This window comes from Pseudomonas farris (assembly GCF_019145235.1).
GTDB classification, from domain to species: domain Bacteria; phylum Pseudomonadota; class Gammaproteobacteria; order Pseudomonadales; family Pseudomonadaceae; genus Aquipseudomonas; species Aquipseudomonas farris.
Window position 1 is genome coordinate 49,989 of sequence record NZ_JAHSTV010000014.1, and the last position, 23,717, is coordinate 73,705.

27 protein-coding genes are annotated in these 23,717 nt (G+C 59.1%); 17 read left to right on the plus strand and 10 right to left on the minus strand.

What is annotated here, in order from left to right:
• Window positions 1–216 precede the first annotated feature (216 nt).
• From phhA to KVG95_RS25575, 6 genes are all read left to right on the plus strand, one after another.
• Entirely contained in the window at window positions 217–1,002 is a 786-nt protein-coding gene (gene phhA / locus KVG95_RS25555) for a phenylalanine 4-monooxygenase (protein ID WP_008074887.1), read from the plus strand.
• 104 nt (window positions 1,003–1,106) lie between these two features.
• On the plus strand, window positions 1,107–1,463 hold the full coding sequence (locus KVG95_RS25560; protein WP_010457024.1) for a 4a-hydroxytetrahydrobiopterin dehydratase: 357 nt from the start codon (window positions 1,107–1,109) through the stop codon (window positions 1,461–1,463).
• Window positions 1,463–2,656 (plus strand): amino acid aminotransferase, encoded by a 1,194-nt coding sequence (locus KVG95_RS25565; protein ID WP_225923308.1) that lies wholly within the window; start codon window positions 1,463–1,465, stop codon window positions 2,654–2,656. The genes KVG95_RS25560 and KVG95_RS25565 overlap by 1 nt, the downstream gene beginning before the upstream one ends.
• Window positions 2,657–2,934: 278 nt before the next feature.
• A complete protein-coding gene (locus KVG95_RS30055; RefSeq protein ID WP_007902501.1) occupies window positions 2,935–3,066 on the plus strand; it encodes a hypothetical protein in 132 nt (43 codons plus the stop codon).
• A gap of 74 nt (window positions 3,067–3,140) precedes the next feature.
• On the plus strand, window positions 3,141–3,335 hold the full coding sequence (locus KVG95_RS25570; RefSeq protein WP_217858386.1) for a hypothetical protein: 195 nt from the start codon (window positions 3,141–3,143) through the stop codon (window positions 3,333–3,335).
• Between the two features lie 103 nt (window positions 3,336–3,438).
• Window positions 3,439–4,638, plus strand: coding sequence for an MFS transporter (locus tag KVG95_RS25575; RefSeq protein ID WP_123720664.1), 1,200 nt, complete (start codon window positions 3,439–3,441; stop codon window positions 4,636–4,638).
• On the opposite strand, the gene arfB is transcribed toward KVG95_RS25575, so the two are convergent.
• Both arfB and KVG95_RS25585 read right to left on the minus strand, forming a co-directional pair.
• On the minus strand, window positions 4,635–5,048 hold the full coding sequence (arfB, locus tag KVG95_RS25580; RefSeq protein WP_003222786.1) for an alternative ribosome rescue aminoacyl-tRNA hydrolase ArfB: 414 nt from the start codon (window positions 5,046–5,048) through the stop codon (window positions 4,635–4,637). The genes KVG95_RS25575 and arfB overlap by 4 nt on opposite strands.
• Window positions 5,049–5,184: 136 nt before the next feature.
• Window positions 5,185–6,606, minus strand: a complete 1,422-nt coding sequence (locus tag KVG95_RS25585; RefSeq protein ID WP_217858387.1) for an amino acid permease — start codon at window positions 6,604–6,606, stop codon at window positions 5,185–5,187.
• Between the two features lie 932 nt (window positions 6,607–7,538).
• On the opposite strand from KVG95_RS25585, the gene KVG95_RS25590 reads away from it, so the two are divergent.
• Both KVG95_RS25590 and KVG95_RS25595 read left to right on the plus strand, forming a co-directional pair.
• Complete coding sequence (locus tag KVG95_RS25590; protein ID WP_038979531.1) at window positions 7,539–7,676, plus strand: hypothetical protein; 138 nt, start codon at window positions 7,539–7,541, stop codon at window positions 7,674–7,676.
• Window positions 7,677–7,743: 67 nt separating this feature from the next.
• Window positions 7,744–8,709 (plus strand): M29 family metallopeptidase, encoded by a 966-nt coding sequence (locus KVG95_RS25595; RefSeq protein WP_217858388.1) that lies wholly within the window; start codon window positions 7,744–7,746, stop codon window positions 8,707–8,709.
• A gap of 201 nt (window positions 8,710–8,910) precedes the next feature.
• Here KVG95_RS25595 and rluB read toward each other — a convergent pair whose 3' ends face one another.
• The 5 genes from rluB to KVG95_RS25620 form a co-directional block, all read right to left on the minus strand.
• A complete protein-coding gene (gene rluB / locus KVG95_RS25600) occupies window positions 8,911–10,176 on the minus strand; it encodes a 23S rRNA pseudouridine(2605) synthase RluB (protein WP_123360728.1) in 1,266 nt (421 codons plus the stop codon).
• A 337-nt stretch (window positions 10,177–10,513) separates the two neighbouring features.
• On the minus strand, window positions 10,514–11,518 hold the full coding sequence (gene scpB, locus KVG95_RS25605) for an SMC-Scp complex subunit ScpB (protein ID WP_217858389.1): 1,005 nt from the start codon (window positions 11,516–11,518) through the stop codon (window positions 10,514–10,516).
• A gap of 11 nt (window positions 11,519–11,529) precedes the next feature.
• Window positions 11,530–12,348, minus strand: coding sequence for a segregation and condensation protein A (locus KVG95_RS25610; protein ID WP_496197652.1), 819 nt, complete (start codon window positions 12,346–12,348; stop codon window positions 11,530–11,532).
• Entirely contained in the window at window positions 12,349–12,978 is a 630-nt protein-coding gene (locus KVG95_RS25615; protein WP_052966766.1) for an L-threonylcarbamoyladenylate synthase, read from the minus strand. It abuts the gene before it with no gap.
• A gap of 13 nt (window positions 12,979–12,991) precedes the next feature.
• Window positions 12,992–13,855 (minus strand): PHP domain-containing protein, encoded by an 864-nt coding sequence (locus KVG95_RS25620; RefSeq protein WP_052966750.1) that lies wholly within the window; start codon window positions 13,853–13,855, stop codon window positions 12,992–12,994.
• A gap of 87 nt (window positions 13,856–13,942) precedes the next feature.
• Here KVG95_RS25620 and KVG95_RS25625 point away from each other — a divergent pair, with 87 nt between their 5' ends.
• The 6 genes from KVG95_RS25625 (at window position 13,943) to KVG95_RS25650 (ending at window position 18,288) form a co-directional block, all read left to right on the plus strand.
• Complete coding sequence (locus tag KVG95_RS25625; RefSeq protein ID WP_008010987.1) at window positions 13,943–14,539, plus strand: septation protein A; 597 nt, start codon at window positions 13,943–13,945, stop codon at window positions 14,537–14,539.
• Window position 14,540: 1 nt separating this feature from the next.
• Window positions 14,541–14,840: a YciI family protein gene (locus KVG95_RS25630; protein WP_007984134.1), complete on the plus strand. Its 300-nt coding sequence runs from the start codon at window positions 14,541–14,543 to the stop codon at window positions 14,838–14,840.
• Window positions 14,841–14,950: 110 nt separating this feature from the next.
• Window positions 14,951–15,364 carry an SH3 domain-containing protein gene (locus KVG95_RS25635; RefSeq protein ID WP_052966751.1) on the plus strand — a complete coding sequence of 138 codons (414 nt, stop codon included), beginning with the start codon at window positions 14,951–14,953 and terminating at the stop codon, window positions 15,362–15,364.
• A 7-nt stretch (window positions 15,365–15,371) separates the two neighbouring features.
• The gene (locus tag KVG95_RS25640; protein ID WP_052966752.1) at window positions 15,372–16,049 is read left to right on the plus strand and encodes a response regulator transcription factor; all 678 of its coding nucleotides are present in this window, start codon (window positions 15,372–15,374) and stop codon (window positions 16,047–16,049) included.
• Window positions 16,050–16,322: 273 nt separating this feature from the next.
• Window positions 16,323–16,772 (plus strand): Spy/CpxP family protein refolding chaperone, encoded by a 450-nt coding sequence (locus KVG95_RS25645; protein ID WP_217858390.1) that lies wholly within the window; start codon window positions 16,323–16,325, stop codon window positions 16,770–16,772.
• Between the two features lie 175 nt (window positions 16,773–16,947).
• Window positions 16,948–18,288: a sensor histidine kinase gene (locus KVG95_RS25650; protein WP_217858391.1), complete on the plus strand. Its 1,341-nt coding sequence runs from the start codon at window positions 16,948–16,950 to the stop codon at window positions 18,286–18,288.
• Window positions 18,289–18,396: 108 nt separating this feature from the next.
• On the opposite strand, the gene KVG95_RS25655 is transcribed toward KVG95_RS25650, so the two are convergent.
• Window positions 18,397–18,963, minus strand: coding sequence for an NAD(P)H nitroreductase (locus tag KVG95_RS25655; RefSeq protein ID WP_123720656.1), 567 nt, complete (start codon window positions 18,961–18,963; stop codon window positions 18,397–18,399).
• Between the two features lie 122 nt (window positions 18,964–19,085).
• Between KVG95_RS25655 and KVG95_RS25660 the strand changes: the two genes are divergently transcribed.
• Window positions 19,086–20,540: a TrkH family potassium uptake protein gene (locus KVG95_RS25660; RefSeq protein WP_052966756.1), complete on the plus strand. Its 1,455-nt coding sequence runs from the start codon at window positions 19,086–19,088 to the stop codon at window positions 20,538–20,540.
• Here the strand turns inward: KVG95_RS25660 and KVG95_RS25665 are convergent.
• Complete coding sequence (locus KVG95_RS25665) at window positions 20,497–21,558, minus strand: AraC family transcriptional regulator (RefSeq protein WP_217858392.1); 1,062 nt, start codon at window positions 21,556–21,558, stop codon at window positions 20,497–20,499. The genes KVG95_RS25660 and KVG95_RS25665 overlap by 44 nt on opposite strands.
• A 158-nt stretch (window positions 21,559–21,716) precedes the next feature.
• Between KVG95_RS25665 and KVG95_RS25670 the strand changes: the two genes are divergently transcribed.
• The gene (locus tag KVG95_RS25670) at window positions 21,717–22,028 is read left to right on the plus strand and encodes an Mpo1-like protein (RefSeq protein ID WP_052966758.1); all 312 of its coding nucleotides are present in this window, start codon (window positions 21,717–21,719) and stop codon (window positions 22,026–22,028) included.
• 99 nt (window positions 22,029–22,127) lie between these two features.
• Window positions 22,128–22,718, plus strand: a complete 591-nt coding sequence (locus tag KVG95_RS25675; RefSeq protein WP_217858393.1) for an HD domain-containing protein — start codon at window positions 22,128–22,130, stop codon at window positions 22,716–22,718.
• 153 nt (window positions 22,719–22,871) lie between these two features.
• On the opposite strand, the gene KVG95_RS25680 is transcribed toward KVG95_RS25675, so the two are convergent.
• A complete protein-coding gene (locus tag KVG95_RS25680; RefSeq protein ID WP_217858394.1) occupies window positions 22,872–23,687 on the minus strand; it encodes a UDP-2,3-diacylglucosamine diphosphatase in 816 nt (271 codons plus the stop codon).
• Window positions 23,688–23,717 lie beyond the last annotated feature (30 nt).

Genomic DNA, 23,717 nt, shown 5'->3' on the forward strand with positions numbered 1-23,717 from the left:
AGTCGTCAAGATTATGTGACACCTGTGAGCCATTTCAAACCCGCAAATATCAATACTTGCGCCTTAGCGATCAATCCGTAACGAATACTTTACGAAAAGCCGAGATTTTTCCTACTCTCACCGCGGGTCACCTGCTGCAACACCGCACCCCTTGGGGTATTTCTAGGTCTATAGCTGTACACACAACAAGAACGAATCCCCTAGCAGGAGAGCAGCATGAAGCAGACGCAATACGTGGCTCGCGAGCCCGATGCGCAAGGTTTTATCGACTACCCCGCCGAAGAACACGCGGTGTGGAACACGCTGATCACTCGCCAATTGAAAGTGGTCGAGGGCCGTGCGTGCCAGGAATACCTGGACGGTATCGAAAAACTCGGTCTGCCCCACGACCGCATTCCGCAACTCGGTGAAATCAACAAGGTCCTCGGTGAAACCACCGGTTGGCAGGTTGCCCGAGTCCCCGCGCTGATTCCCTTTCAGACCTTTTTCGAATTGCTGGCAAACAAGCAGTTCCCGGTGGCGACCTTTATTCGTACCCGCGAAGAGCTGGATTACCTGCAAGAGCCGGACATTTTCCACGAGATCTTTGGCCACTGTCCGCTGCTGACCAACCCCTGGTTCGCCGAATTCACCCACACCTACGGCAAACTTGGCCTACAGGCTTCCAAGGAAGAACGCGTGTATCTGGCGCGCCTGTACTGGATGACTATCGAGTTCGGTCTGGTCGACACCCCACAAGGCCTGCGCATCTACGGTGGCGGTATTTTGTCCTCGCCGAAAGAAACCGTTTATTGCCTGTCAAACGAGCCTGAGCATCAGGCGTTCGACCCGCTGGAATGTATGCGCACGCCGTACCGCATCGACATTCTGCAACCGCTGTACTTTGTCCTGCCCAACCTCAAGCGCCTGTTCGATCTGGCCCACGAAGACATCATGGGTATGGTCAAGCAAGGTATGCAGTTGGGGTTGCGCGCACCGAAATTTCCGCCAAAGGCTGCGTGATCCGCAGCTTTTAGAATCAAGTGAGTCTGTCAGGAACCACCGCTTTGGTTTAGCGTGGTGACACTGACGGCCGATTTCCAATAATTCGATTTCAGGAACCCATCATGTCCACATTAAACCAAGCCCATTGTGAAGCCTGCCGCGCCGACGCCCCTCAAGTCAGCGACGAAGAATTGCCGATCCTGATCAAGCAAATCCCTGACTGGAACATCGAAGTCCGCGACAGCGTGATGCAGCTGGAAAAAGTTTTCCTGTTCAAGAACTTCAAACACGCGCTGGCGTTCACCAACGCCGTCGGTGAAATCTCCGAGGCCGAAGGTCATCACCCAGGCCTGTTGACCGAGTGGGGCAAAGTCACCGTGACCTGGTGGAGCCACTCCATCAAAGGCCTGCACCGCAACGACTTCATCATGGCCGCGCGCACTGACGAAGTGGCCAAGAACGCCGAGGGCCGCAAATAATGCATTTCGACGCCATCGGTCGAGTACCTGGCGACCCGATTCTCGGCCTGATGGAGGCCTATGCGCTGGACCCTAACCCGCGCAAATTCGACCTCGGCGTGGGTGTCTATAAAGACGCCCAGGGCCTGACGCCAATCCTCGAAGCGGTGAAGCTCGCCGAGCAGCACCTGGTGGAGCGTCAATCCACCAAGACCTACATCGGCGGTCACGGCAATGTAGCGTTCGGCAAGGTCATCAATGAGTTGGTGCTTGGCGCTGATTCGGCGCTGATCACCGAACAACGGGCCGGCGCCACTCAAACGCCGGGCGGCACTGGTGCATTGCGCTTGAGCGCTGACTTCATCGCCCAATGCCTGCCGGGCCGTGGCGTGTGGTTGAGTAACCCGACCTGGCCGATCCACGAAACCATTTTCGCGGCGGCCGGGGTCAGGGTCAGTCATTACCCATACGTGGGCAGCGACAATCGTCTCGATGTGGAAGCGATGCTGGCGGTGCTCAATGAAGCCCCCAAGGGCGATGTGGTGCTGCTGCATGCCTGCTGCCACAACCCGACCGGTTTCGACCTGTCCCATGACGATTGGCGTCGGGTGCTGGACGTGGTGCGCAGTCGCGATTTGCTGCCACTGATCGACTTCGCCTATCAGGGCTTTGGCGACGGCCTGGAGCAAGATGCCTGGTCGACCCGGCTGTTCGCCGCCGAGTTGCCGGAAGTGCTGATCACCAGTTCCTGCTCGAAGAACTTCGGCCTGTACCGCGACCGCACCGGCGCATTGATTGTCTGCGCGAAAACCGCCGACAAACTGGTGGATATCCGCAGCCAACTGGCCAACATCGCCCGTAACCTGTGGTCGACGCCACCGGATCATGGCGCCGCCGTGGTCGCGACCATCCTCGGCGATCCAGAGCTGAAAAGCCGCTGGGCCGACGAAGTGGAAGCCATGCGTTTGCGTATCGCGCAGTTGCGCAGCGGTCTGGTCGAAGCACTTGAACCCCATGGTTTGCGCGAGCAATTTGCGCACATTGGTGTGCAACGCGGGATGTTTTCCTACACCGGTTTGTCGCCGGAACAGGTCAAACAGCTGCGCGAGCATCACAGCGTGTACATGGTGAGCTCGGGCCGGGCTAACGTGGCGGGGATTGATGCAACGCGCCTGGACTTGCTGGCCGAAGCTATCGCTGACGTCTGCAAGTAACCATCAAGCACTGCAAGTCACTTTGTGGGAGCGGGCTTGCTCGCGAAGGCGGAGGGTCAGTCGACATCATCGTTGCCTGACACTCCGCTTTCGCGAGCAAGCCCGCTCCCACATTTGCACGGTGTCGCCCCCTCTTGCTGACCTGTCTAGACAATCCCATCCGTCGCAACAATTGGATATAAAAGTCTATTTGTCATTTCTCCTGCTGTATCCTGCGCAGGCTTTTTTAAAAGCGCGGATCTACCAGATCTATCAACAGACTTAGCGAGGAGCGCGACATGCACGAGATCCCTAATCTCCCCTTCCCAAGCCTGCACGAAACTGAGCAGACAACCACGCAACAAGCCGGTGCCCAACAGCCCGAGACGAAAGAAGCACCTGAACGCCGCCAGGCCGACAGCGAAGACTGATACACCCGCACGACCAGACCGTGTGGAAAGCGCTAATATGCGCTTTCCACACCGCCTGAACCTTGAGCTTTCCCATGACCGATGAATCCAGCGTCACCTTCAACGAAGCTCAGGCCAGCGTCCTGATCGGCACCGCCGAGAAGATGATCGAGATCTGGAACCGCCTTTCCCCCGAGAAACAAGCCGCTCTGCTGGCCCGCTTCGGCAGCGAAGAAAACGCCTTGGCCGCCTTGGTCACGACGCAATTGGTTGCCCCCGCAAAATCCTGATTATCCCCATCCGGCAAATAGTTTTACTTTTTCACGACCCGCGACCGTCCGCGCCGCTATCATAAGCAGCCTATCTATCCTGCTGCCCCGTGGATCTTTACCCATGCCAGAAACCCAGCGCCCCATGGCGGTCACGCTGCAAGTCGTTTCCATCGTCCTGTTCACGTTCATCGGTTACCTGAATATCGGCATTCCCCTGGCCGTATTGCCGGGCTATGTCCACAGCGACCTCGGTTTCGGCGCCGTGATCGCAGGGCTGGTGATCAGCGTGCAATACCTGGCCACCCTGCTCAGCCGCCCTTACGCCGGGCGCATCATCGATAACAAGGGCAGCAAGCTGGCGGTGATGTACGGCCTCGCCGGCTGTGGTTTGAGCGGTGTGTTCATGTTGATTTCGGCCTGGACGCAAAGCCTGCCGATGTTGAGCCTGATCAGCCTGTTGATCGGCCGACTGGTGCTCGGCAGCGCAGAAAGCCTGGTCGGTTCCGGGTCGATCGGCTGGGGCATCGGCCGGGTCGGCGCGGCGAATACCGCCAAAGTCATCTCCTGGAACGGCATCGCCAGTTACGGCGCGCTGGCGGTCGGCGCGCCGCTGGGGGTGCTGCTGGTGAGTCAGTTGGGTTTATGGAGCATGGGCGTGAGCATCGTGCTGCTGGCCGTTCTGGGCCTGGCGCTGGCCTGGCCAAAAACCGCTGCACCAATCGTTGTAGGCGAACGCCTGCCGTTCATGCACGTGCTGGGGCGGGTGTTTCCTCACGGTTGTGGTCTGGCCTTGGGCTCCATCGGCTTTGGCACCATCGCCACATTCATCACCCTGTATTACGCCACTCAGCACTGGTCCAACGCGGTGCTGTGCCTGAGCCTGTTCGGCGCCAGTTTTATCGGTGCGCGATTGCTGTTCGGTAACCTGATCAACCGCCTCGGCGGCTTTCGCGTGGCGATTGCCTGCCTGTCAGTGGAAACCCTTGGGTTGTTGCTGCTGTGGCTGGCACCCGATGCACACTGGGCACTGGCCGGTGCGGCGCTGAGCGGTTTCGGCTTTTCGTTGGTGTTCCCGGCGCTGGGCGTGGAAGCGGTCAACCTGGTACCCGCCTCCAGCCGTGGCGCGGCGGTTGGGGCGTACTCGCTGTTTATCGATTTGTCGCTGGGGATTACCGGGCCACTAGCCGGTGCGATTGCGGCTGGATTCGGGTTTGCCTCAATCTTCCTGTTTGCCGCATTGGCTGCTCTGAGTGGCCTGGCACTGAGCGTTTACTTGTACCGGCAGGCGCCAAAGTACAGGGAGGAACGCAACACCCGCTAGAAATCCACCTTGCCGCGTCCAGCCTTGATGCTGCCGCGTTTGGTCTTGGATTCGAGCCGACGCTTCTTCGAACCGAGGGTCGGCTTGGTCGGGCGGCGTTTCTTTTCCACTTTGGTGGCGCTGAGGATCAACTCGGTCAACCGCTCCAGCGCATCAGCGCGATTGGCTTCCTGCGTACGGTATTGCTGGGCCTTGATGATCAACACGCCGTCGCTGGTGATGCGGCTGTCGCGCAGCGCCAGCAGCCGTTCCTTGTAGAACTCGGGCAAGGACGAGGCCGGAATGTCGAAGCGCAGGTGCACGGCGCTGGAGACCTTGTTGACGTTCTGCCCACCGGCGCCCTGGGCGCGAATGGCCGTCAATTCGATCTCGGCATCCGGCAGATGCACGTTGTTGGAAATCACCAGCATGGAAAAAAGTCCGTATTCAGAACAACAAGAATACCGCGATTAGACAGAAGAAATGCGGCCCCTGTGGGAGCGTGTATGGAACCCATAAACAACAAACCCGGCACAGGGCCGGGTTTGTTGTTTATGCGTTTTGCACTTACTTGGCAGCGGAACCTGCAGCCTGCAAAGCATGCCGCTCACGACGCTTGTTCTTGATGCCGTAGCAGACCCACATGAACGCGACCCACACCGGAATCGCGTACACCGAGATCTGGATGCCCGGGATCAGCAGCATCACGCCGAGGATGAACACCACGAACGCCAGGCAAACATAGTTGCCGTACGGGTACCACAGAGCCTTGAACAACGGCGTCTGTTTGGTCTTGTTCATGTGCTGACGGAACTTGAAGTGCGAGAAGCTGATCATCGCCCAGTTGATCACCAGAGTGGCCACCACCAACGACATCAACAGTTCCAGTGCATGTTGCGGAACCAGGTAGTTCAGCAGCACCGCGACCAGGGTCACGGCAGCCGACGCCAGGATCGAACGCACCGGCACGCCACGCTTGTCGATCTTCGACAAGGCCTTCGGCGCATCGCCCTGCTCGGCCATGCCCAGCAGCATGCGGCTGTTGCAGTAAGTGCCGCTGTTGTACACCGACAGCGCCGCGGTCAGGACCACGAAGTTGAGGATGTGCGCGGCGGTGTCACTGCCAAGCATCGAGAACACTTGCACGAACGGGCTGCCGCTGTAGGAGTCACCCGACGCGTTCAGGGTCGCCAACAGGCTGTCCCATGGCGTCAGCGAAAGCAGGATAACCAGCGCACCGATGTAGAAAATCAAAATCCGGTAGATCACCTGATTGATGGCTTTCGGGATCACGGTTTTCGGCTTGTCGGCTTCAGCAGCGGTGAAACCGAGCATTTCCAGGCCACCGAAGGAGAACATGATAATCGCCATGGCCATCACCAGGCCGCTGACGCCGTTCGGGAAGAAGCCGCCGTGTTCCCACAGGTTGGTCACAGAAGCTTGCGGGCCGCCGTTGCCGCTGACCAGCAAGTAGCTGCCCAAGGCAATCATGCCGACAATCGCCACAACCTTGATGATCGCGAACCAGAACTCGGCCTCGCCAAAGACTTTGACGTTGGCCAGGTTGATCAGGTTGATCAATACGAAGAATCCGGCTGCCGATACCCAGGTCGGGATGTCCGGCGCCCAGTAATGGATGTATTTGCCGACCGCAGTCAGCTCGGACATGCCCACCAGGATGTACAGAATCCAGCAGTTCCAGCCCGACAGGAAGCCGGCGAAACCGCCCCAGTATTTGTGGGCGAAGTGACTGAAGGAACCGGCGACCGGCTCTTCAACGATCATTTCGCCCAGCTGGCGCATGATCATGAAAGCGATGAAGCCGCAAATGGCGTAGCCGAGAATCATCGACGGGCCGGCGGATTTGAGCACGCCGGCCGAGCCGAGGAACAACCCGGTACCGATCGCGCCACCGAGGGCGATCAGTTGAATATGGCGATTTTTCAGGCCGCGTTTCAGCTCGCCTGAATGCGAGTTTTGTCCACTCATGAAAAGGGTCTCACGCAAGGTTTGATGATGTTCAGTAGACGTTGCTGCTCGGTTGCGATTTCAAGCAGCGCCGATCAAACCCCAGCGCAGGCACCAGGAGTTCAGCGTTTTTACGACAGTCATGCGTCACCTGTTTATTTTTATCTGTGACGAAATCGAACCCGACACGCTCGTGACGCGGCGGAGTGAACAAGGCGGATAGCCTTGAGGTTTGCGCTGTTGCGCAGAGGGTCACAGTTAAAACGCGGCGCATTGTACACCTGTAACCCCCTGCTGCCAGACACCGCTGGATCAGCGCGTCGGTTGCCGGGATTGCCTGTGTCCGCCTCGAGGGTCTCGGGCGACTGCAAAAATTGAGTCAGACCTTTGCAGGTCATCGATAAGGGCAGCGGAAAAATCGCCCTTCGGGGAGAGATGGAGATGAGTCACGGCGTACATTGCGCCTCCTTCTTGTTATGCACCTGCACGACAGGCATGGGGCGCATCTCACCCTTCATACGCTGCCGAAACAAGCGTGCCAGAGCCCTTGAAGACTACAAACCCGGCGGTTGGCGGAAGGTTTTCCTTACAGACCTTACACTCGCGGCATTCCACGGGGTTTAAGAGGGCTTTTCGTAAGGTTTTATTGACAAGGCGTAACGTAAATTTTCCAAATCAGATCCAGAAGCCCACTGACTGTAAATTGACGATAGGAAGCTTCCTAAGTAAATGTCCTGTTTAGTTTTCTGTTTTTTATTAAGAAAATTGGCTTTCGAAAAATGGAATAAATAGTTCAAATGAAAATTGTTTAATTATTTTTTTGCATTCTAAAACCCTGTGAACTAGGTTTTCAGCGACTTGCCGAGCCGCATCGACCGGCATGTTGATGTGCTCTTCAACGAGTGAAAAGCACGCCGCTGTTCTTACCGAAGAAGTCATCTAGGAGATTCACCATGCAAGCACTGGACAAAGACTTGGACACTGAGCTGCAACTGGACGATTGGTTTGAAGCACCGACCCATGATGCCGCCGTCGAAATGATGCAAGCCGACGCGGTTGTTCCGTTCGGCACGGCGATGTGGCCTCTGTAAGACATCCCGGCAGGCACGATCCGGCCGGTCGTGCCTGCCACTTTCTCGGTTTGTCAGGGAGGACTACATGGATAAGCAACGTGCCATCTCGCATTTCCTTTACTACCTCGAACATCACCCTGCCGTTGCCGGTATCAACCCGGCGAAGGTCTTGCTCGGCCATACCGCTGATTACGAGGCACTGACCGGCGCCATCGCCGAACAGGCCGGTAACAGCCCACGGTTCAGCTTCAGCGCGATGCGTCTGGACCTCGAACCCACCGAATTGCTGACCCAGGCGATTACCGACAGCGATCTGTACATTTTCTTCTACGACTCTTCCACCCTGCCCAACCCGCGTCCCGACGGCCCGGAGTTTGTCCGCGCGCTACAAGGCGTGATGGCGGAGAACTGGAAGAAGTCGTTGCTGTTCAAGGATTACGGCGATTACTTCTACGACACCTTCAGTGTCACCCCGCAGCGAATTGCCGGGTTGAACAGCCACTTGATCCAGCGCATGTCCCACGCCACCACCCTGAGTTTCAAAGATGATCATGGGTCGTGGTTCGAAACACCCTTGAGCAGTATCAAGAAGTGGACCGACATCAACGGTATCGGCAACTTCGACCTGGCGCCCGGCGAGATCGCTACTCATAGCGAGGCCATTAATGGGCGGGTGAAGTTTATGGGGACTTTCCTCAGTACGATTCCATTTGCCCGCAAGTACGGCGTATTGGCGTCACCGCTGGAGTTGTGGATCGAAAACTCCACCATCAGCAAAATCGCCACCGATGTGCCGGGGCTGGAACATGACTTCAACAAGTACCTGGACGCCAATCCGTCCAATCGGCGCATCGAAGAGTTGGGGATCGGCACCAACGAAGGCGTGAAAGATTTGTATGCGCGCAATGCCGGGTTCGAGGAGCGCCATTGCGGCTTGCACCTTGGCTTGGGCGGAGGTGCCAAAGGTAGCCATCATTTGGACCTGATCTTCTCCGGTGGCGTGTTGGCGCTGGATGATGACCCTCTGTTTGATGGACGGTTTGTGTTTTAACCCAAGATTTGCGGTGATGCGGCTGACGTCTTCGCGAGCAAGCCCGCTCCCACAGGTGACCGAGTTCTCTTAGGGGAATGCGATCAAATGTGGGAGCGGGCTTGCTCGCGAAGACGGACTCACAAACACCACATCACAAAAACCAGCCCCAAAAAAAAACGCCATCCCAAAGGATGGCGTTTTTCATGCAGCGCTTACCGATTACTCAGGCTTGCGACGGCCAAAGCCCGGACGCTGGCCGGAGCCGGCTGGCGCGCCGCGGCGTTTGCCCGATGGCGCGTCACGGTCGACCAGCACGATGCCTGGGCGCTTCTTCGGCGCCGGCTTGGCCGGGCGCTTGGTATCGGCCGGGCGGTCTGCCACGGGCGTACCACGACCGGCAGGCGCGCCGCGATCGCTACGACCACCGGACGGAGCGCCACGGCCTTCGCCACGCTCAGTGCGACCGTTGGCCGGACGCGGTGTACGTGGACCGCGCTCGCCGTCCTGACGTGGTGCTGGCTTGCGGGCCGGGCGTTCGCCTTCGATCTGTGGCTCACGGGATTCGCGCGGGCTGGCAGCGGTCGCACCAGCGGCTGGACGCAAGGTACGCACGCGCTCGGTCTTGCCCACCGGACGGGACGATTTGCGCTGCATACGTTCAAGCTTGTCTTTGCTCTTGGCGTTCATTTGCGGCATCGCCACCGGGGTGAGGCCGACTTCAGCGCTGAGAATGTCAACTTCGTACTGGCTCATTTCGCGCCAGCGGCCCATTGGCAGGTCGGAGTTGAGGAACACCGGACCGAAACGCACGCGCTTCAGGCGGCTAACCACCAGACCCTGGGATTCCCAAAGACGACGGACTTCGCGGTTACGACCTTCCATCACCACGCAGTGGTACCAGTGGTTGAAACCTTCGCCACCCGGAGCCTGTTTGATGTCGGTGAACTTGGCCGGGCCGTCTTCGAGCACCACGCCTGCCTTCAGGCGTTCAATCATCTCGTCGTCGACTTCGCCACGTACACGTACCGCGTATTCACGGTCCATTTCGTAGGATGGGTGCATCAGGCGGTTGGCCAATTCACCGTCGGTGGTGAACATCAGCAAACCGGTGGTGTTGATGTCCAGACGACCGATGTTGATCCAGCGACCTTCTTTGGGGCGCGGCATCTTGTCAAACACGGTCGGACGACCTTCAGGGTCGTTACGGGTGCAGATTTCACCGTCGGGTTTGTTGTACATGATCACGCGGCGTACCGACTCGGCGGCTTCTTCGCGCTTGATCACCCGGCCATCGATGGTGATGGCGTCATGCAGGTCGACGCGCTGGCCGAGGGTGGCGTCTTTGCCATTGACCTTGATGCGGCCATGGCTGATCCAGGCTTCTACGTCACGGCGCGAGCCGACGCCGATACGGGCGAGGACTTTCTGCAGCTTTTCGCCTGCAGGGCCGATTTCCTGGTCGTCTTTCTGGTCGTTGATACTCATCTGGGCACCTCCCGGTGTGGTCTGTTCAGGTTTTTGCCTGAAGCGATGTAAATCTGGGTACTTTTTGAAGAACTTGGGCGAAGGGATCGCCGAAGGGTCGCGAATCATACGCTCATGGAGACGTTCGCGCATCAGAGACTAGCTGATCGATGGAAGGTTATTTGTTTTTCCGCCGACCGGTGGCACTGAGCTCGATTAACCGCAGTCAACACAACACCCTGTGGGAGCGGGCTTGCCCGCGATTGCGGTGGGTCAGGCAGCAATGATGTTGACTGACACTCCCTCTTCGCGGGCAAGCCCGCTCCCACAAGGATTCCCATTGCCCCCAGGCTTTGGGTCAATCGTCGAACTGGCGGCGCTCGGCTTCGATTGCTTCTGCCAGAGCCTTGGCTTCGGCTTCTTCGTCGGTCAACTCGGGCTCGGGTTTCGATTGTTCGAGCGCGGCGACGGCGGCCAGGAGCTTTTCGCGAGCTTCGGCAACGCCAAGAATGTCATCTTCCTGCTCTGGCTCTGGCTCTGGCTCTGGTTCCTGTTCTGATTCGACTTCGGCTTCAGCCTCGACCTGAGGTTCAACTTCGGCTTCAGGCTCGGGCTCTGCCAGCTCCCCTTCGGTCTCGGTCACAGCCCCATCCCGCAGCAAATCGTCGAAGTCGGTCTTGAGCCCCTCTTCCATGGTGTCCAGTTCCAGCAACAGCGTGTGGAAACTGGTTTCCTCCTTCGGCTCTTCCGGTTCAGCGCTGGCGTCGGCCAGTTCCTGCAAGCCTTGCGGCACCGGAGCGTCGTCGAAATCGAGGACAGGATCAGGCTCCAGCTCACGCAGTTCGGCGAGCGGCGGCAGGTCGTCGAGGTTCTTCAGGTTGAAGTGATCGAGAAACGCCTTGGTGGTGGCGAACATCGCGGGTTTGCCGGGTACGTCGCGGTAACCGACGATGCGGATCCACTCACGTTCCAGCAGGGTTTTCACGATGTGGCTGTTGACTGCCACGCCGCGCACGTCTTCGATCTCGCCCCGGGTGATCGGCTGACGATAGGCGATCAGCGCCATGGTTTCGAGCATGGCGCGGGAATAGCGCTGCGGCCGCTCTTCCCACAAACGTCCGACCCACGGTGCGAACTTTTCGCGGATCTGCAGGCGATACCCGGAGGCGACTTCCTTCAATTCGAAAGCGCGGCCGTCGCAGGATTTGGCCAGAATCGTTAGCGCTTTCTTGAAAACAGGGGGCTCGGGCCGCTCGCCTTCTTCGAAGAGTTCGAACAGGCGTTCAAGCGATTGCGGTTTTCCCGAGGCCAACAGAAAGGCTTCAAGCAGTGGCGCCAGCTCGCGGGGTTCAGTCAGGTTCATGATTCAACTCGTTATTCGGCTCGGGCCCGGACATGTATCGCCGCGAACGGCTCATTCTGCACCAGCTCGACCAAGGATTCCTTGACCAGTTCGAGGATCGCCATAAAGGTCACCACCACCCCCAGGCGCCCTTCTTCAGCGGTGAACAGCTCGACAAACGGCACAAAACCGCCGCCTTTGAGCCGTTCCAGCACATCGCTCATGCGCTCGCGGGTGGACAGCGCTTCACGGCTGACCTGGTGGCTTTCGAACATGTCGCCACGGCGCAGGACCTCGGCCATGGACATCAGCAACTCTCCCAGGCTCACATCCGGCAACAATTTGCGCGCCCGGGCTTCCGGGGCATCGAGCTTGGGCACCACCACGTCGCGGCCGACGCGGCTCAGGCCATCGATGCCTTCGGCGGCAGCCTTGAAGCGCTCGTATTCCTGCAGACGACGGATCAGTTCGGCGCGAGGATCGTCTTCTTCGTCTTCGATCGTCTCGGCACGGGGCAACAGCATCCGCGATTTGATCTCGGCCAGCATCGCGGCCATCACCAGGTACTCGGCGGCCAGCTCCAGGCGCACCGACTGCATCAACTCGACATAGCCCATGTACTGACGGGTGATTTCCGCCACCGGGATGTCGAGGATGTTGATGTTCTGTTTGCGGATCAGGTACAGCAGCAAGTCGAGCGGGCCTTCGAAGGCCTCAAGGAATACTTCGAGCGCATCCGGCGGGATGTACAGGTCCTGCGGCATTTCCATGACCGCCTGGCCATAGACCATGGCGAAAGGCAGTTCTTGCTGGGCGCCGGCCTGGCTGTCGACGGGTTCTACTGCAGACATCTAGGCCTCGGCCATGAAAGGCGCAGGGTCGCCGCAACCGACGCGGATGACTTCCGGTTCGCCGTCGGCGAGGCTGATCACGGTGGATGCCTTGATCCCGCCGAAACCGCCGTCGATGATCAGGTCGACCTGATGCTCGAGCAACTGGCGCATTTCGTAAGGATCGCTCAACGGATCGGTGTCGCCAGGCATGATCAGGGTCACGCTCATCAGCGGCTCGCCGAGTTCTTCCAGCAATGCCAGGGCAATAGGATGGCTTGGCACACGCAGGCCGATGGTGCGTTTTTTCGGGTGCAGCAACAGCCGCGGGACTTCGCGGGTGGCGTTGAGAATGAAGGTGTAAGGGCCAGGCAAGTGAGCCTTGAGCACACGGAAGGTGCCGGTATCGATCTTGGCAAACAGCCCCAACTGCGACAGGTCGCTGCAGATCAGCGCGAAGTTGTGCTTATCATCCAGCTGACGTAGCCGGCGCACGCGCTCCACGGCGTTTTTGTCGCCGATTTGGCAACCAATGGCGTAGGAAGAGTCTGTGGGATAAATCACCACCCCGCCGTTGCGGATGATCTCTACAGCCTGTTTGATCAGGCGCGCTTGCGGGTTTTCCGGATGAATCTGGAAAAATTGACTCACATTCTCTACCTGTTCAGACGGCGGCAATAATTGGGTCATGTTTGAATCGACACCACAGTGGTGGCAGATCCTCCGGGAGCGGGCGGTATTCACCGATCTCGGACCAGCCTCCAGGGCCATGAAAATCACTGCCGGCGCTGACCAGCAGACCAAACTCGCGGGCTAGAATCGCCAAACTGCCCACCTGTTCGGCGGGTTGATGGCCATTGACCACTTCTATCGCGTGGCCCCCTGCTTGAATATAGTCGGCAATCAGGCGACGACGCTTGCTGCGAGTGAAATCGTAGTGCCAGGGATGCGCCAGGCTGACCCAGGCACCCGCGGCGCGCAGGGTTTCGACGGTGTCTTCCAGGGTCGGCCAGTGTTGTTTGACGTCCCCCAGTTTGCCGGCGCCCAGCCATTTGCGGAACGCTTCGGCGCGATCCTTGACGAAACCTTCGCGCACCATCCAGTCGGCAAAATGCGGACGGGCCGGCGCATTACCGCTGTCGCCCAACTCCTGTTGAATGGCCCGGGCGCCGTCAAGCGCCCCCGGCATGCCTTTCAACGCCAACTTGCGGCTTATTTCTTCGGACCTTAGCCAGCGGCCATCGTGCAATTTCGCGATGGCCTCGACCAACGGCGGCGCATTGACGTCGAACCCGTAGCCCAAAACGTGAATGGTCGCCCCGCCCCAGGTGCAGGACAATTCGACGCCATTGACCAGTTGCATCCCCAGCGCCGTCGCGGCGCTACGGGCCTCGTCGAGGCCTTCAAGGGTGTCGTGATCGGTCAAGGCCAGGACTCGCACGCCTTTCTCGAACGCACGCGCAACCAGTACCGCAGGCGCGAGGGCGCCATCGGAAGCCGTGCTATGGCAGTGCAAATCAACATTCACAGGACTGTGTAACCTCAAATCAGCTGACGCTATCGCGCGTCAATATGTTTGTTATTATGCCGCCACATCCTGCTTCTGGCTGCCACTGTGAAACAATTCATCGACTTCATCCCGCTCCTGCTGTTTTTCATCGTCTTCAAAATCGATCCACGGATCGTCGACATCGGCGGTTATCAACTGTCTGTCGGTGGTATTTACAGCGCCACCGCAGTGCTGATCATCAGCTCCCTGGTGGTTTATGGCACGCTGTTCATCAAGCAGCGCAAGCTGGAGAAGAGCCAGTGGCTGACCCTCATTGCCTGCCTGGTCTTCGGTAGCCTGACCCTGGCGTTCCACAGCGAGACCTTCCTGAAATGGAAAGCCCCGGTGGTCAACTGGCTGTTCGCCCTCGGGTTCATCGGCAGCCACTTCATCGGTGACCAGCTGCTGATCAAACGCATCATGGGCCACGCGCTGACCCTGCCGGAGCCGGTCTGGACCCGTCTGAACATCGCCTGGATCGGGTTTTTCCTGTTTTGCGGCGCCGCCAACCTGTTCGTTGCGTTCACCTTCCAGAGCTACTGGGTCGACTTCAAAGTCTTCGGCAGCCTGGGCATGACGTTGCTGTTCCTGGTCGCCCAGGGCATTTACCTGTCCCGCCACCTGCACGATGCCGACACCACAACGCCAAAAACCGAGGACTGACATGCTTTACGCAATCATTGCCACAGACGTCGCCAACTCCCTGGAAGCCCGCCTGGCCGCACGGCCTGCGCACCTTGAGCGCCTGCAAGTGCTTAAAGGCGAAGGTCGTATCGTACTGGCCGGCCCGCACCCGGCCGTCGACAGCAATGATCCGGGTGCTGCGGGTTTCACCGGCAGCCTGATCGTCGCCGAATTCGATTCGCTGAGCGCCGCACAGGCCTGGGCCGATGCCGATCCGTACATTGCCGCAGGCGTCTACGCCAACGTTTTGGTCAAGCCGTTCAAGCAAGTCCTCCCGTAAAGTTCTCCCGCGCGATGAGTCTTGTCGGTTCATCGCGCGTTCAATCGCTCATTATTCTCGTTTACCGGCCGACAACCTGCCCAATACTCGTATTGGAATCAGGAGTTGCGATGCGCAAAGGTCCGTTGTGTCTGATGTTGGTGACGTTGTCGATCATGGCGCCCGCCCATGGTGAAGAAAGCGCCAATGGCGGTAGTTCGACGCCGCTGTCCTTGAGCGCCGGCAGCCAGATCACCGAGTTGCAGCAGCGCTTGAAGGCAAGCGAACAGCAACGAGAAGAATTGAGCAAACAACTGCAAAATACCAATAGCGAACGCGAAAGCGCCCAGCTGAGCCGGTTGCGCCAAGAGAATCAGCGCCTGAAGCTGCAACTCAAGGAAGCCCAGGCCAGCAGCCCGCTTCCACGCCTGCTGACAGATCAGCAGCAATGGTTCGTTATCGGTGCCGCAGTAGCGCTATCGGCCCTGCTCTGCGGTATCTTCGCCAGTGGTGCAACCAGAAAACGTCGGCAATGGCTAAATTGAGTGAGTCATGAGCGAGCTGTTATTAATTGATGATGACCAGGAGCTGTGTGAGCTCCTGAGTAGTTGGCTGAGCCAGGAAGGCTTTCAGGTCCGCGCCTGCCACGACGGCCAGAGTGCTCGTCGCGCACTGGCTGAAACGTCCCCCGCGGCCGTGGTGCTGGACGTGATGCTGCCGGATGGCAGCGGCCTGGAACTGCTCAAGCAACTGCGCAGTAACCACCCGGATTTGCCGGTGCTGATGCTTTCGGCCCGTGGCGAACCGCTGGACCGTATCCTCGGCCTGGAACTCGGTGCCGATGATTACCTGGCCAAACCGTGTGATCCGCGGGAACTGACAGCCCGCCTGCGCGCGGTGTTGCGTCGCAGTCATCCGACGGCAGTCTCCAGCCAGCTCGAATTGGGCGACTTGTGCTTCAGCCCGGTGCGTGGCGTGGTCAGCATCGATGAACAGGAGTTCACCCTCACCGTCTCCGAAAGCCGTCTGCTCGAAGCCCTGCTCAAGCAGCCCGGTGAACCGCTGGATAAACAGGAACTGGCGCAAATCGCCCTCGGTCGCAAACTGACCCTGTACGACCGCAGCCTGGACATGCATGTAAGCAACCTGCGCAAAAAAATCGGCCCGCACCCCGACGGCCGCCCACGCATCGTTGCCCTGCGCAGTCGCGGTTACTACTACAGCCTCTGAATCCGAACGCGATGCGACCTGCGACCACCTCCGTAGGAGCTGCCGCAGGCTGCGATCTTTTGATCTTGATCTTGATCTTGGTCGGTAAAAGCAAAATCAAAAGATCGCGGCCTGCGGCAGCTCCTGCGCCAGACCGTGGTGCATCGTGGAATTGTCAGGAAGGTAGAAAATCGTCTTTACCCAAGCTTTACGCTCCGCTGACCGCCGCTGACCTTGATCTCCGTAATCTGCACACATCCGGAACGTACCGGGAACGAGACAAGGAGATACACCATGCGCAAGACTCTTATCGCTCTGATGTTTGCTGCCGCCCTGCCGACCGTTGCCATGGCCATGCCTGAGGGCGCAGGTCCGATGGGTGACCACATGGACGGCTCACGCCACGGCGGTCAGATGCACGGCATGCACGGTAAAGGCCCTTACAGCCAACTGGACCTGAGCCGCGAACAGCGCGAGCAAATCCGCAAGATCATGGGCGAGCAGATGCATGAGCGTCAGCAATTGGTCGACAAGTACCTGGAAAAACTCTCGCCAGCCGATCAGAAAGCCCTGAAGGACGAGATGGCGAGCAAGCACAAGAAAGCCGAAACCGACGTTCGCGCACTGCTGAAACCGGATCAACAGAAGCAATTCGACGAGATCCAGAAGAAAAAGGCTGAACGTCGCGCCGAATGGGCCGAGTTCAAGGCCTGGAAAGCGCAGCAAGCGCAAAAAGCGCAATAATGCGCTAACCCTGGACCCAACGGCTAAACCCCGTTGGGTCTGTTGCCACTCAATTTAATGTGGGAGCGGGCTTGCTCGCGAAGAGGGCGTGTCAGACGGCATCAGTGCTATCTGGCACGCCGCCTTCGCGAGCAAGCCCGCTCCCACATGGATTGCGTTTGTTTGAGGATTTTCTGTGCGCTCATTGTTCTGGCGTATCCTGGCCAGCTTCTGGCTGGCCATCACTCTGGTTGCAGGGCTTTCCATTCTGCTCGGGCACATGCTCAACCAGGACGCGTGGATTCTCAGTCGCCACCCGGGCCTCAACACCCTGGCCGAACAGTGGACACAAACCTACGAAAGCCAAGGTGAAGAAGCCGCCCAGGACATTCTGGAACAGCGCAAGCGTCAGTATCACATCAACGTTCAAGTGCTCAACGAGGCAGGTGACCCGGTGGTCCGCGGCACCTTCCCTCGGCGAGCGGCGGCCTTCGAGGCACGGCAGAACAATGACGATCGGCGCCTGCCATGGCGGCGTCTGACCGATGAATACACCAGCGCCAAGACAGGCGACACCTACCTGCTGATCTACCGCGTTCCGCACCCGGAACTGGATGCCTGGCACCGCGAAAGCCTGCTTTGGCCGTTGAGTGCGCTGGGCATCGCGCTGGTGGTGTTGACTCTGTTCAGCTTGCTGGTGACCTTTTCCATCACCCGGCCACTGAGCCGTTTACGAAGCGCCGTGCATGACTTGGGGCAGACAACGTATCAACAGAACAGCTTGGCGCAACTAGCCAACCGCCGCGATGAATTCGGCGTGCTGGCCAACGACTTCAACCGCATGGGCGCACGCCTGCAAAGCCTGATCGGAAGCCAGCGACAACTGCTGCGGGACGTGTCTCACGAATTACGCTCACCCTTGGCCCGACTGCGCATTGCCTTGGCGCTGGCCGAGCGGGCCAATCCTGAGGAGCGGGAAAAACTCTGGCCACGCCTGACCCGTGAATGCGATCGCCTGGAAGCGCTGATCAGCGAAATCCTGGTACTGGCGCGCGTCGATGCCGATAACGCCAGTGCTGAAGAAGTGGATCTCAACGCGCTGCTCAATACCCTGCAAAAAGACGCTCAGTTGGGTTCGCCCGAGCAGAGCGTGCGCCTTGAGGCCGAGCCGCAACTGAACCTCAAAGGCTGGCCGACCATGATCGAGCGCGCCGTGGACAACCTGCTGCGCAATGCCCAGCGCTTTAACCCGGTCGGGCAACCGATCGAAATGCAGGCGTTGCGTCAGGGCGACAGGATTGTGGTCAGCGTGCGCGACCACGGCCCCGGCGTAGAGGCCGAGCATTTGAATCAGCTGGCTGAACCCTTCTATCGGGCGCCGGGACAAACAGCGGCCGGGCATGGCCTGGGCCTGGCCATCGCGCGCCGTGCGGCGGAACGGCATGGCGGCAGTCTGGTGCTGGCCAATCATCCGGAAGGCGGGTTTATTGCCAGCCTGGAATTGCCATTGGTGCCGGGGGCGGTGGTTCAACCCTGAACCCTGTGGGAGCGGGCTTGCTCGCGAAGACGAAGTGTCAGTCGACATCATCGTTGTCTGACACACCGCTTTCGCGAGCAAGCCCGCTCCCACATTGAATCTACGCCTTCAGGCCTTACCGGGCCAGGCGCTAACGAACTCGGTCAAGTCAACCTTCTCCGCCACCCGCGGTTCTTTCTGCGGTGTGCCAAGGTAAAGAAACGCAATCACTTCTTCCCCTTCCGCCAATCCCAAGCCTTTGGCTACATGCGCTGAATAAGCCAGCTCACCGGTACGCCACACCGCGCCAATACCTTGCGCATAGGCCGCCAGCAAAATCCCGTGAGCTGCACAGCCTGCCGCCAATAGTTGCTCGGACTTGGGATACTTGTCGTGCTCCTGCAAACGCGCAATCACCACAACCACCAGCGGTGCACGCAACGGACCGTTGCGCGCCTTGTCCAGCAAGGCTTCGGACACATCACTGTCTTGCAGCTTCGCCGCTTCGGCCAGCAACTCGCCCATTTGCTCGCGCGCCGCGCCTTCGACTGTCAGGAAGCGCCAAGGCTGCAAGTGGCCATGGTCTGGCGCGCGCATCGCGGCGGCAAACAACACTTCCCGTTGCTCGGCAGTGGGCGCCGGATCGAGCAGTCGTGGGACGGAAACACGGTTGAGCAAAGCGTCGAGAGCCTGCATCGGCCACCTCCTGTAGAAAATGTTTGGCTATTCTAGCGTCAACTGTCGTGACGGCGTCGGTTTACATGCCCTGCCTCGCAGGTAGAATGGCGCCCTTCCTACTATCAGCCCGAGCGGACTTCATGGCGTTGCCGACCTTACGGATCATTGGTTTCATCATCGGCATCTTCCTGATCACGCTGGCCATCGCCATGGTCGTGCCCATGGCCACCCTGGTGATCTTCGAGCGCACCAGCGACCTGCCGTCGTTCCTCTGGGCGAGCATGATCACCTTTGTCGCCGGTCTGGCCCTGGTGATACCGGGGCGCCCCGAGCACATCCATCTGCGCCCGCGAGACATGTACCTGCTGACCGTCAGCAGCTGGCTGGTGGTGTGCATTTTCGCCGCTCTGCCGTTCCTGCTGACCCAGCACATCAGCTACACCGACTCGTTCTTCGAAAGCATGTCCGGCATCACCGCCACCGGTGCGACGGTGCTCAATGGCCTGGACAACATGTCTCCCGGCATCCTGATGTGGCGTTCATTGCTGCACTGGATCGGTGGCATCGGCTTTATCGGCATGGCGGTAGCGATTTTGCCATTGCTGCGCATCGGTGGCATGCGGCTGTTTCAGACCGAGTCGTCGGACCGTTCCGAAAAGGTCATGCCCCGTTCGCATATGGTGGCGCGTTTGATCGTTGCGGCCTACGTCGGCATCACCATTCTCGGCAGCCTGGCGTTCTGGTGGGCTGGAATGAGCCCGTTTGATGCCATCAATCACGCGATGTCGGCGATTTCCACCGGCGGTTTCTCCACCTCCGACCAGTCCCTCGCCAAGTGGCCGGAACCTGCGGTGCATTGGGTCGCCGTCGTCATCATGATTCTCGGTGCCCTACCGTTCACCCTGTACGTAGCGACCCTGCGCGGTAACCGTCGGGCCTTGATCAAGGATGAACAGGTTCAAGGCCTGCTTGGCATGTTGCTGGTGACCTGGCTGGTGCTAGGCACCTGGTACTGGTGGACTACTCAGCTGCATTGGCTGGAAGCCTTGCGGCATGTGGCGCTGAACGTGACGTCGGTAGTGACCACCACCGGTTTTGCACTGGGGGACTACAGCCTGTGGGGCAACTTCTCACTGATGCTGTTCTTTTATCTGGGGTTTGTTGGCGGCTGCTCGGGTTCGACCGCTGGCGGGATCAAGATTTTCCGTTTTCAGGTTGCCTACATTCTGCTCAAGGCCAACCTTAACCAGTTGATTCACCCGCGCGCGGTGATCAAGCAGAAATACAACGGCCACCGTCTCGACGAAGAGATCGTGCGCTCGATCCTGACCTTTTCGTTTTTCTTCGCCATCACCATTTGCGTCATCGCGCTGCTGCTGTCGCTACTGGGCGTGGACTGGATGACCGCGCTTACCGGCGCGGCCGCCACGGTGTCTGGCGTAGGCCCGGGGCTTGGCGAAACGATTGGCCCGGCGGGTAACTTCGCCAGCCTGCCGGATGCCGCGAAGTGGATTCTCTCGTTCGGCATGCTGCTGGGCCGGCTGGAGATCATTACGGTGTTTGTTCTGTGTATCCCGGCGTTCTGGCGTCACTGATCGGCAGGGGCGCTTCCATCAGCCGCGTCCGGTATTCGCCGGGGGTGGAATCGAACCAGCGGCGGAAGGCGCGGAAGAAGTTGCTCGGATCGGCAAACCCCAGCAGGTAGGCAATTTCCAGCAAGGTCATGTTCGGTTGCGCCAGGTATTGCTCGGCCAGTTCACGTCGGGTGTCATCCAGCAACGTCTGAAAACTCGTGCCCTCTTCCTGCAAGCGACGCTGCAAGGTGCGTTGCGACAAGTGCAGCGTCTGGGCCACCGCATCGCGCTTGGGTTCGCCCTGGGGCAGCAGACGGCATAACACCTGCCGTGCCTTGTGGGTCACGCGGCTCTCGGAAAACCGCGCCAGATACTCGCCGGCAAACCGGTCGTGGAGCCGCGCCATGGCCTCGTTGGCGGTGGGCAGCGGTGCCTCCATGTCGGCGCGCTCGAAGATCAAGGCGTCATAAGGTGCGTTGAACATCAACGGGGCGTGGAAGGCTTGTTTATAGGGTTCAAGATCAACGGGGTCATCGCCTTGCAGCAAGACCTTGCGCGGCTGGAGCGCGCGGCCGGTCAGCCAGCCGCAAAGTGCCAGTGCGCAGGCCATTGATGCTTCGGCACTCTGTCGGGTCGGCGGCAGGTGATCGCCATGGACCGTCAGAATCAGCGCATAACCCTCATCCAGCAATCGGAAACTCAAGTCGGCACTTTCGGCGATGATTCGCTGATAACGCACCAGACGTTGAAAGCCTTCGGCCAGGGTCTGACTGGACATCAAGGCATAACCGGCGACATGGAAGGACGCCGGTCGCACCACCTTGCCCATGTTCAGGCCGATCGCCGGGTTGCCGGACAGCTCGACCGCGCGCTGCCAGAGCCGCGTCATGGAATCTTGCGGGAAGCGCGCATCCGGATCATCCAGTGCTGCATAGTCGAGCCCTAGCTGCTTGAACAGAACCCGGCAATCCAGGCCGTCCATTTCCAGTGCTTTGACAATCCCCATCGCCCAGCTTGCAGAAGTCGTTCGTTCGCTCATGGCGTTTTCTACGTGATGGCCGCATGCCACGACCCAAGACCCAAGGATAGTAAAGTGGCGCCTATTGTCACTGGCTGATACCAATGATCACTCTAGACTTAAATAAGCTACCCGCAGAACAACTTGTCGCGTGAACAGCCACCACAGAGATCGCAGTCGTGGAAAACATCAAACGCTTCAACAATTTCGCTGAGTTTTACCCGTATTACCTCAGCGAACATCGCAACAGCACCTGTCGACGATTGCACTTTGTCGGCACCTCCCTGGTTATTTTCATTCTGGCGCTGACCATCGGCAACGGCGCGTGGTGGATGTTGCTGGCCCTGCCGCTGGCCGGTTACAGCTTCGCCTGGGTCGGGCATTTCTTCTTCGAGAAGAATCGTCCTGCCACCTTTCAGCATCCTCTTTACAGCCTGCTCGGCGACTTCGTCATGTACCGCGACATGATTCTGGGTCGCGTGGCGTTCTAGGCTCCATTGGCCACAAAAGCGTTTTGAGCAGCCAATGCAGCCTTGGATCCAAGTCCTACACTCAATACATCCCTTTCGATCAGAACAAGAGGATAGCCGATGAATGTCCATGCCCGTTTTACCCATATGCAGGACGGGACGCAGGAAGACTGGGCGATCATCGCCGCAGATTTCAGCGCCTATGCCCGGCAATTGCCTAAACGGATCGTGGCGCACCTGAAGTTACTGGAGGGGGATTTTGGCGGTTTCCCGGTGGATCGCCTGACCCACTCCCTGCAAACCGCCAGCCGCGCCTGGCGCGATGGTCGCGACGAAGAATACGTGGTCTGCGCCCTGCTCCATGACATCGGCGACACACTGGGCTCCTACAATCACCCGGACATCGCGGCGGCGATCCTCAAGCCGTTCGTCAGCGCCGAGAACCTGTGGATGGTGGAGAAGCACGGGATTTTCCAAGGGTATTACTTCTTTCATCACCTGGGCATGGACCGGCATTTGCGCGAGCAATTCAGCGGTCATCCGCAGTATCAGGCGACCATCGAATTTTGCGCCCGGTACGATGCGGCGGCGTTTGATCCAGCGTACGACACGCTGCCGCTGAGCTTCTTCGAACCAATGGTGGAACGGCTGTTTGCGCAGCCGAAGAATTCGATTTACAAGGCGGCGATGGAAGAGCACGCGCCGGCCTGATGAATGTCGGGGACCGCTGCGCGGTCCATTCGCGAGCAAGCCCGCTCCCACATTGGATCGTCGGTGGTCACAAATATTGTGTTCACCGACGATCCAATGTGGGAGCGGGCTTGCTCGCGAAGAGGCCCGACCAGACACTCCATTTCTCGCAGGTTATACCGGCTCCACGACCTTAACCGCCTTCAACTCGGCCTCCCGCGCTTGGGCATCGGCCAACCGATACAACTCGATCGACCCATCCCAATGCTCGATCAGCGCCGTGCACGACTCCACCCAATCCCCGCAATTGAGGTAATCCACCTCGCCGACCTTACGAATCTCGGCATGGTGAATGTGCCCGCACACCACCCCGTGCAGCTCGCGTTTGACGCATTCGTGGGCGATGGCTTCTTCAAAGTCGCTGATGAAACTGACGGCGGTCTTGACCTTGTGTTTGAGGTACGCCGACAGCGACCAGTAGCCGTAGCCATAACGGGCACGCCAATGGTTGAGCCAGCGGTTGAGCGTCAGGGTGAATTCGTAGGCCGAATCGCCGAGAAACGCCAGCCAGCGGTGGTAGCGGGTGATCACGTCGAACTGGTCGCCATGAATCACCAACAGATGACGGCCATCGGCGGTCACGTGCACGGCTTCGTCCACCAACTGAATATTGCCCAAAATCAGCTTCGAATAACGGCGCAGGAATTCGTCATGGTTGCCGGTGACGTAGATCACTTCTGTGCCGCGCTTGCTCATGGTCAGCAGGCGACGGATTACATTGGTGTGCGCCTGGGGCCAATACATGCCGCTGCGCAGTTTCCAGCCGTCGATGATGTCGCCGACCAGGTAGATCTTGTCGGTGTGATAGCCCTTGAGAAACTGCGACAGGTGTTCGGCCTGGCAGTCCCGTGTGCCCAAATGCACATCGGAAATCCACAAGGTCCGCACACGTTGCTTACGGCTGGGTTTGGCGAGCTCGGCGCTGGTCATGGGCAACCCTCAGGACAAGTTTTGGCAAGC

Coding starts and splice junctions, on each gene's coding strand:
- KVG95_RS25565 (WP_225923308.1), top strand. CDS start 1,463: ATGCATTTCGACGCCATCGGTCGAGTACCTGGCGACCCGATTCTCGGC.
- rluB (WP_123360728.1), bottom strand. CDS start 10,176: ATGAGTATCAACGACCAGAAAGACGACCAGGAAATCGGCCCTGCAGGC.
- KVG95_RS25595 (WP_217858388.1), top strand. CDS start 7,744: ATGGATAAGCAACGTGCCATCTCGCATTTCCTTTACTACCTCGAACAT.
- KVG95_RS25585 (WP_217858387.1), bottom strand. CDS start 6,606: ATGAGTGGACAAAACTCGCATTCAGGCGAGCTGAAACGCGGCCTGAAA.
- KVG95_RS25630 (WP_007984134.1), top strand. CDS start 14,541: ATGCTTTACGCAATCATTGCCACAGACGTCGCCAACTCCCTGGAAGCC.
- KVG95_RS25680 (WP_217858394.1), bottom strand. CDS start 23,687: ATGACCAGCGCCGAGCTCGCCAAACCCAGCCGTAAGCAACGTGTGCGG.
- scpB (WP_217858389.1), bottom strand. CDS start 11,518: ATGAACCTGACTGAACCCCGCGAGCTGGCGCCACTGCTTGAAGCCTTT.
- KVG95_RS25590 (WP_038979531.1), top strand. CDS start 7,539: ATGCAAGCACTGGACAAAGACTTGGACACTGAGCTGCAACTGGACGAT.
- KVG95_RS25675 (WP_217858393.1), top strand. CDS start 22,128: ATGAATGTCCATGCCCGTTTTACCCATATGCAGGACGGGACGCAGGAA.
- KVG95_RS25645 (WP_217858390.1), top strand. CDS start 16,323: ATGCGCAAGACTCTTATCGCTCTGATGTTTGCTGCCGCCCTGCCGACC.
- KVG95_RS25560 (WP_010457024.1), top strand. CDS start 1,107: ATGTCCACATTAAACCAAGCCCATTGTGAAGCCTGCCGCGCCGACGCC.
- KVG95_RS25640 (WP_052966752.1), top strand. CDS start 15,372: ATGAGCGAGCTGTTATTAATTGATGATGACCAGGAGCTGTGTGAGCTC.
- KVG95_RS25635 (WP_052966751.1), top strand. CDS start 14,951: ATGCGCAAAGGTCCGTTGTGTCTGATGTTGGTGACGTTGTCGATCATG.
- KVG95_RS25570 (WP_217858386.1), top strand. CDS start 3,141: ATGACCGATGAATCCAGCGTCACCTTCAACGAAGCTCAGGCCAGCGTC.
- KVG95_RS30055 (WP_007902501.1), top strand. CDS start 2,935: ATGCACGAGATCCCTAATCTCCCCTTCCCAAGCCTGCACGAAACTGAG.
- KVG95_RS25660 (WP_052966756.1), top strand. CDS start 19,086: ATGGCGTTGCCGACCTTACGGATCATTGGTTTCATCATCGGCATCTTC.
- KVG95_RS25610 (WP_496197652.1), bottom strand. CDS start 12,348: ATGTCTGCAGTAGAACCCGTCGACAGCCAGGCCGGCGCCCAGCAAGAA.
- KVG95_RS25665 (WP_217858392.1), bottom strand. CDS start 21,558: ATGAGCGAACGAACGACTTCTGCAAGCTGGGCGATGGGGATTGTCAAA.
- KVG95_RS25655 (WP_123720656.1), bottom strand. CDS start 18,963: ATGCAGGCTCTCGACGCTTTGCTCAACCGTGTTTCCGTCCCACGACTG.
- KVG95_RS25575 (WP_123720664.1), top strand. CDS start 3,439: ATGCCAGAAACCCAGCGCCCCATGGCGGTCACGCTGCAAGTCGTTTCC.
- phhA (WP_008074887.1), top strand. CDS start 217: ATGAAGCAGACGCAATACGTGGCTCGCGAGCCCGATGCGCAAGGTTTT.
- arfB (WP_003222786.1), bottom strand. CDS start 5,048: ATGCTGGTGATTTCCAACAACGTGCATCTGCCGGATGCCGAGATCGAA.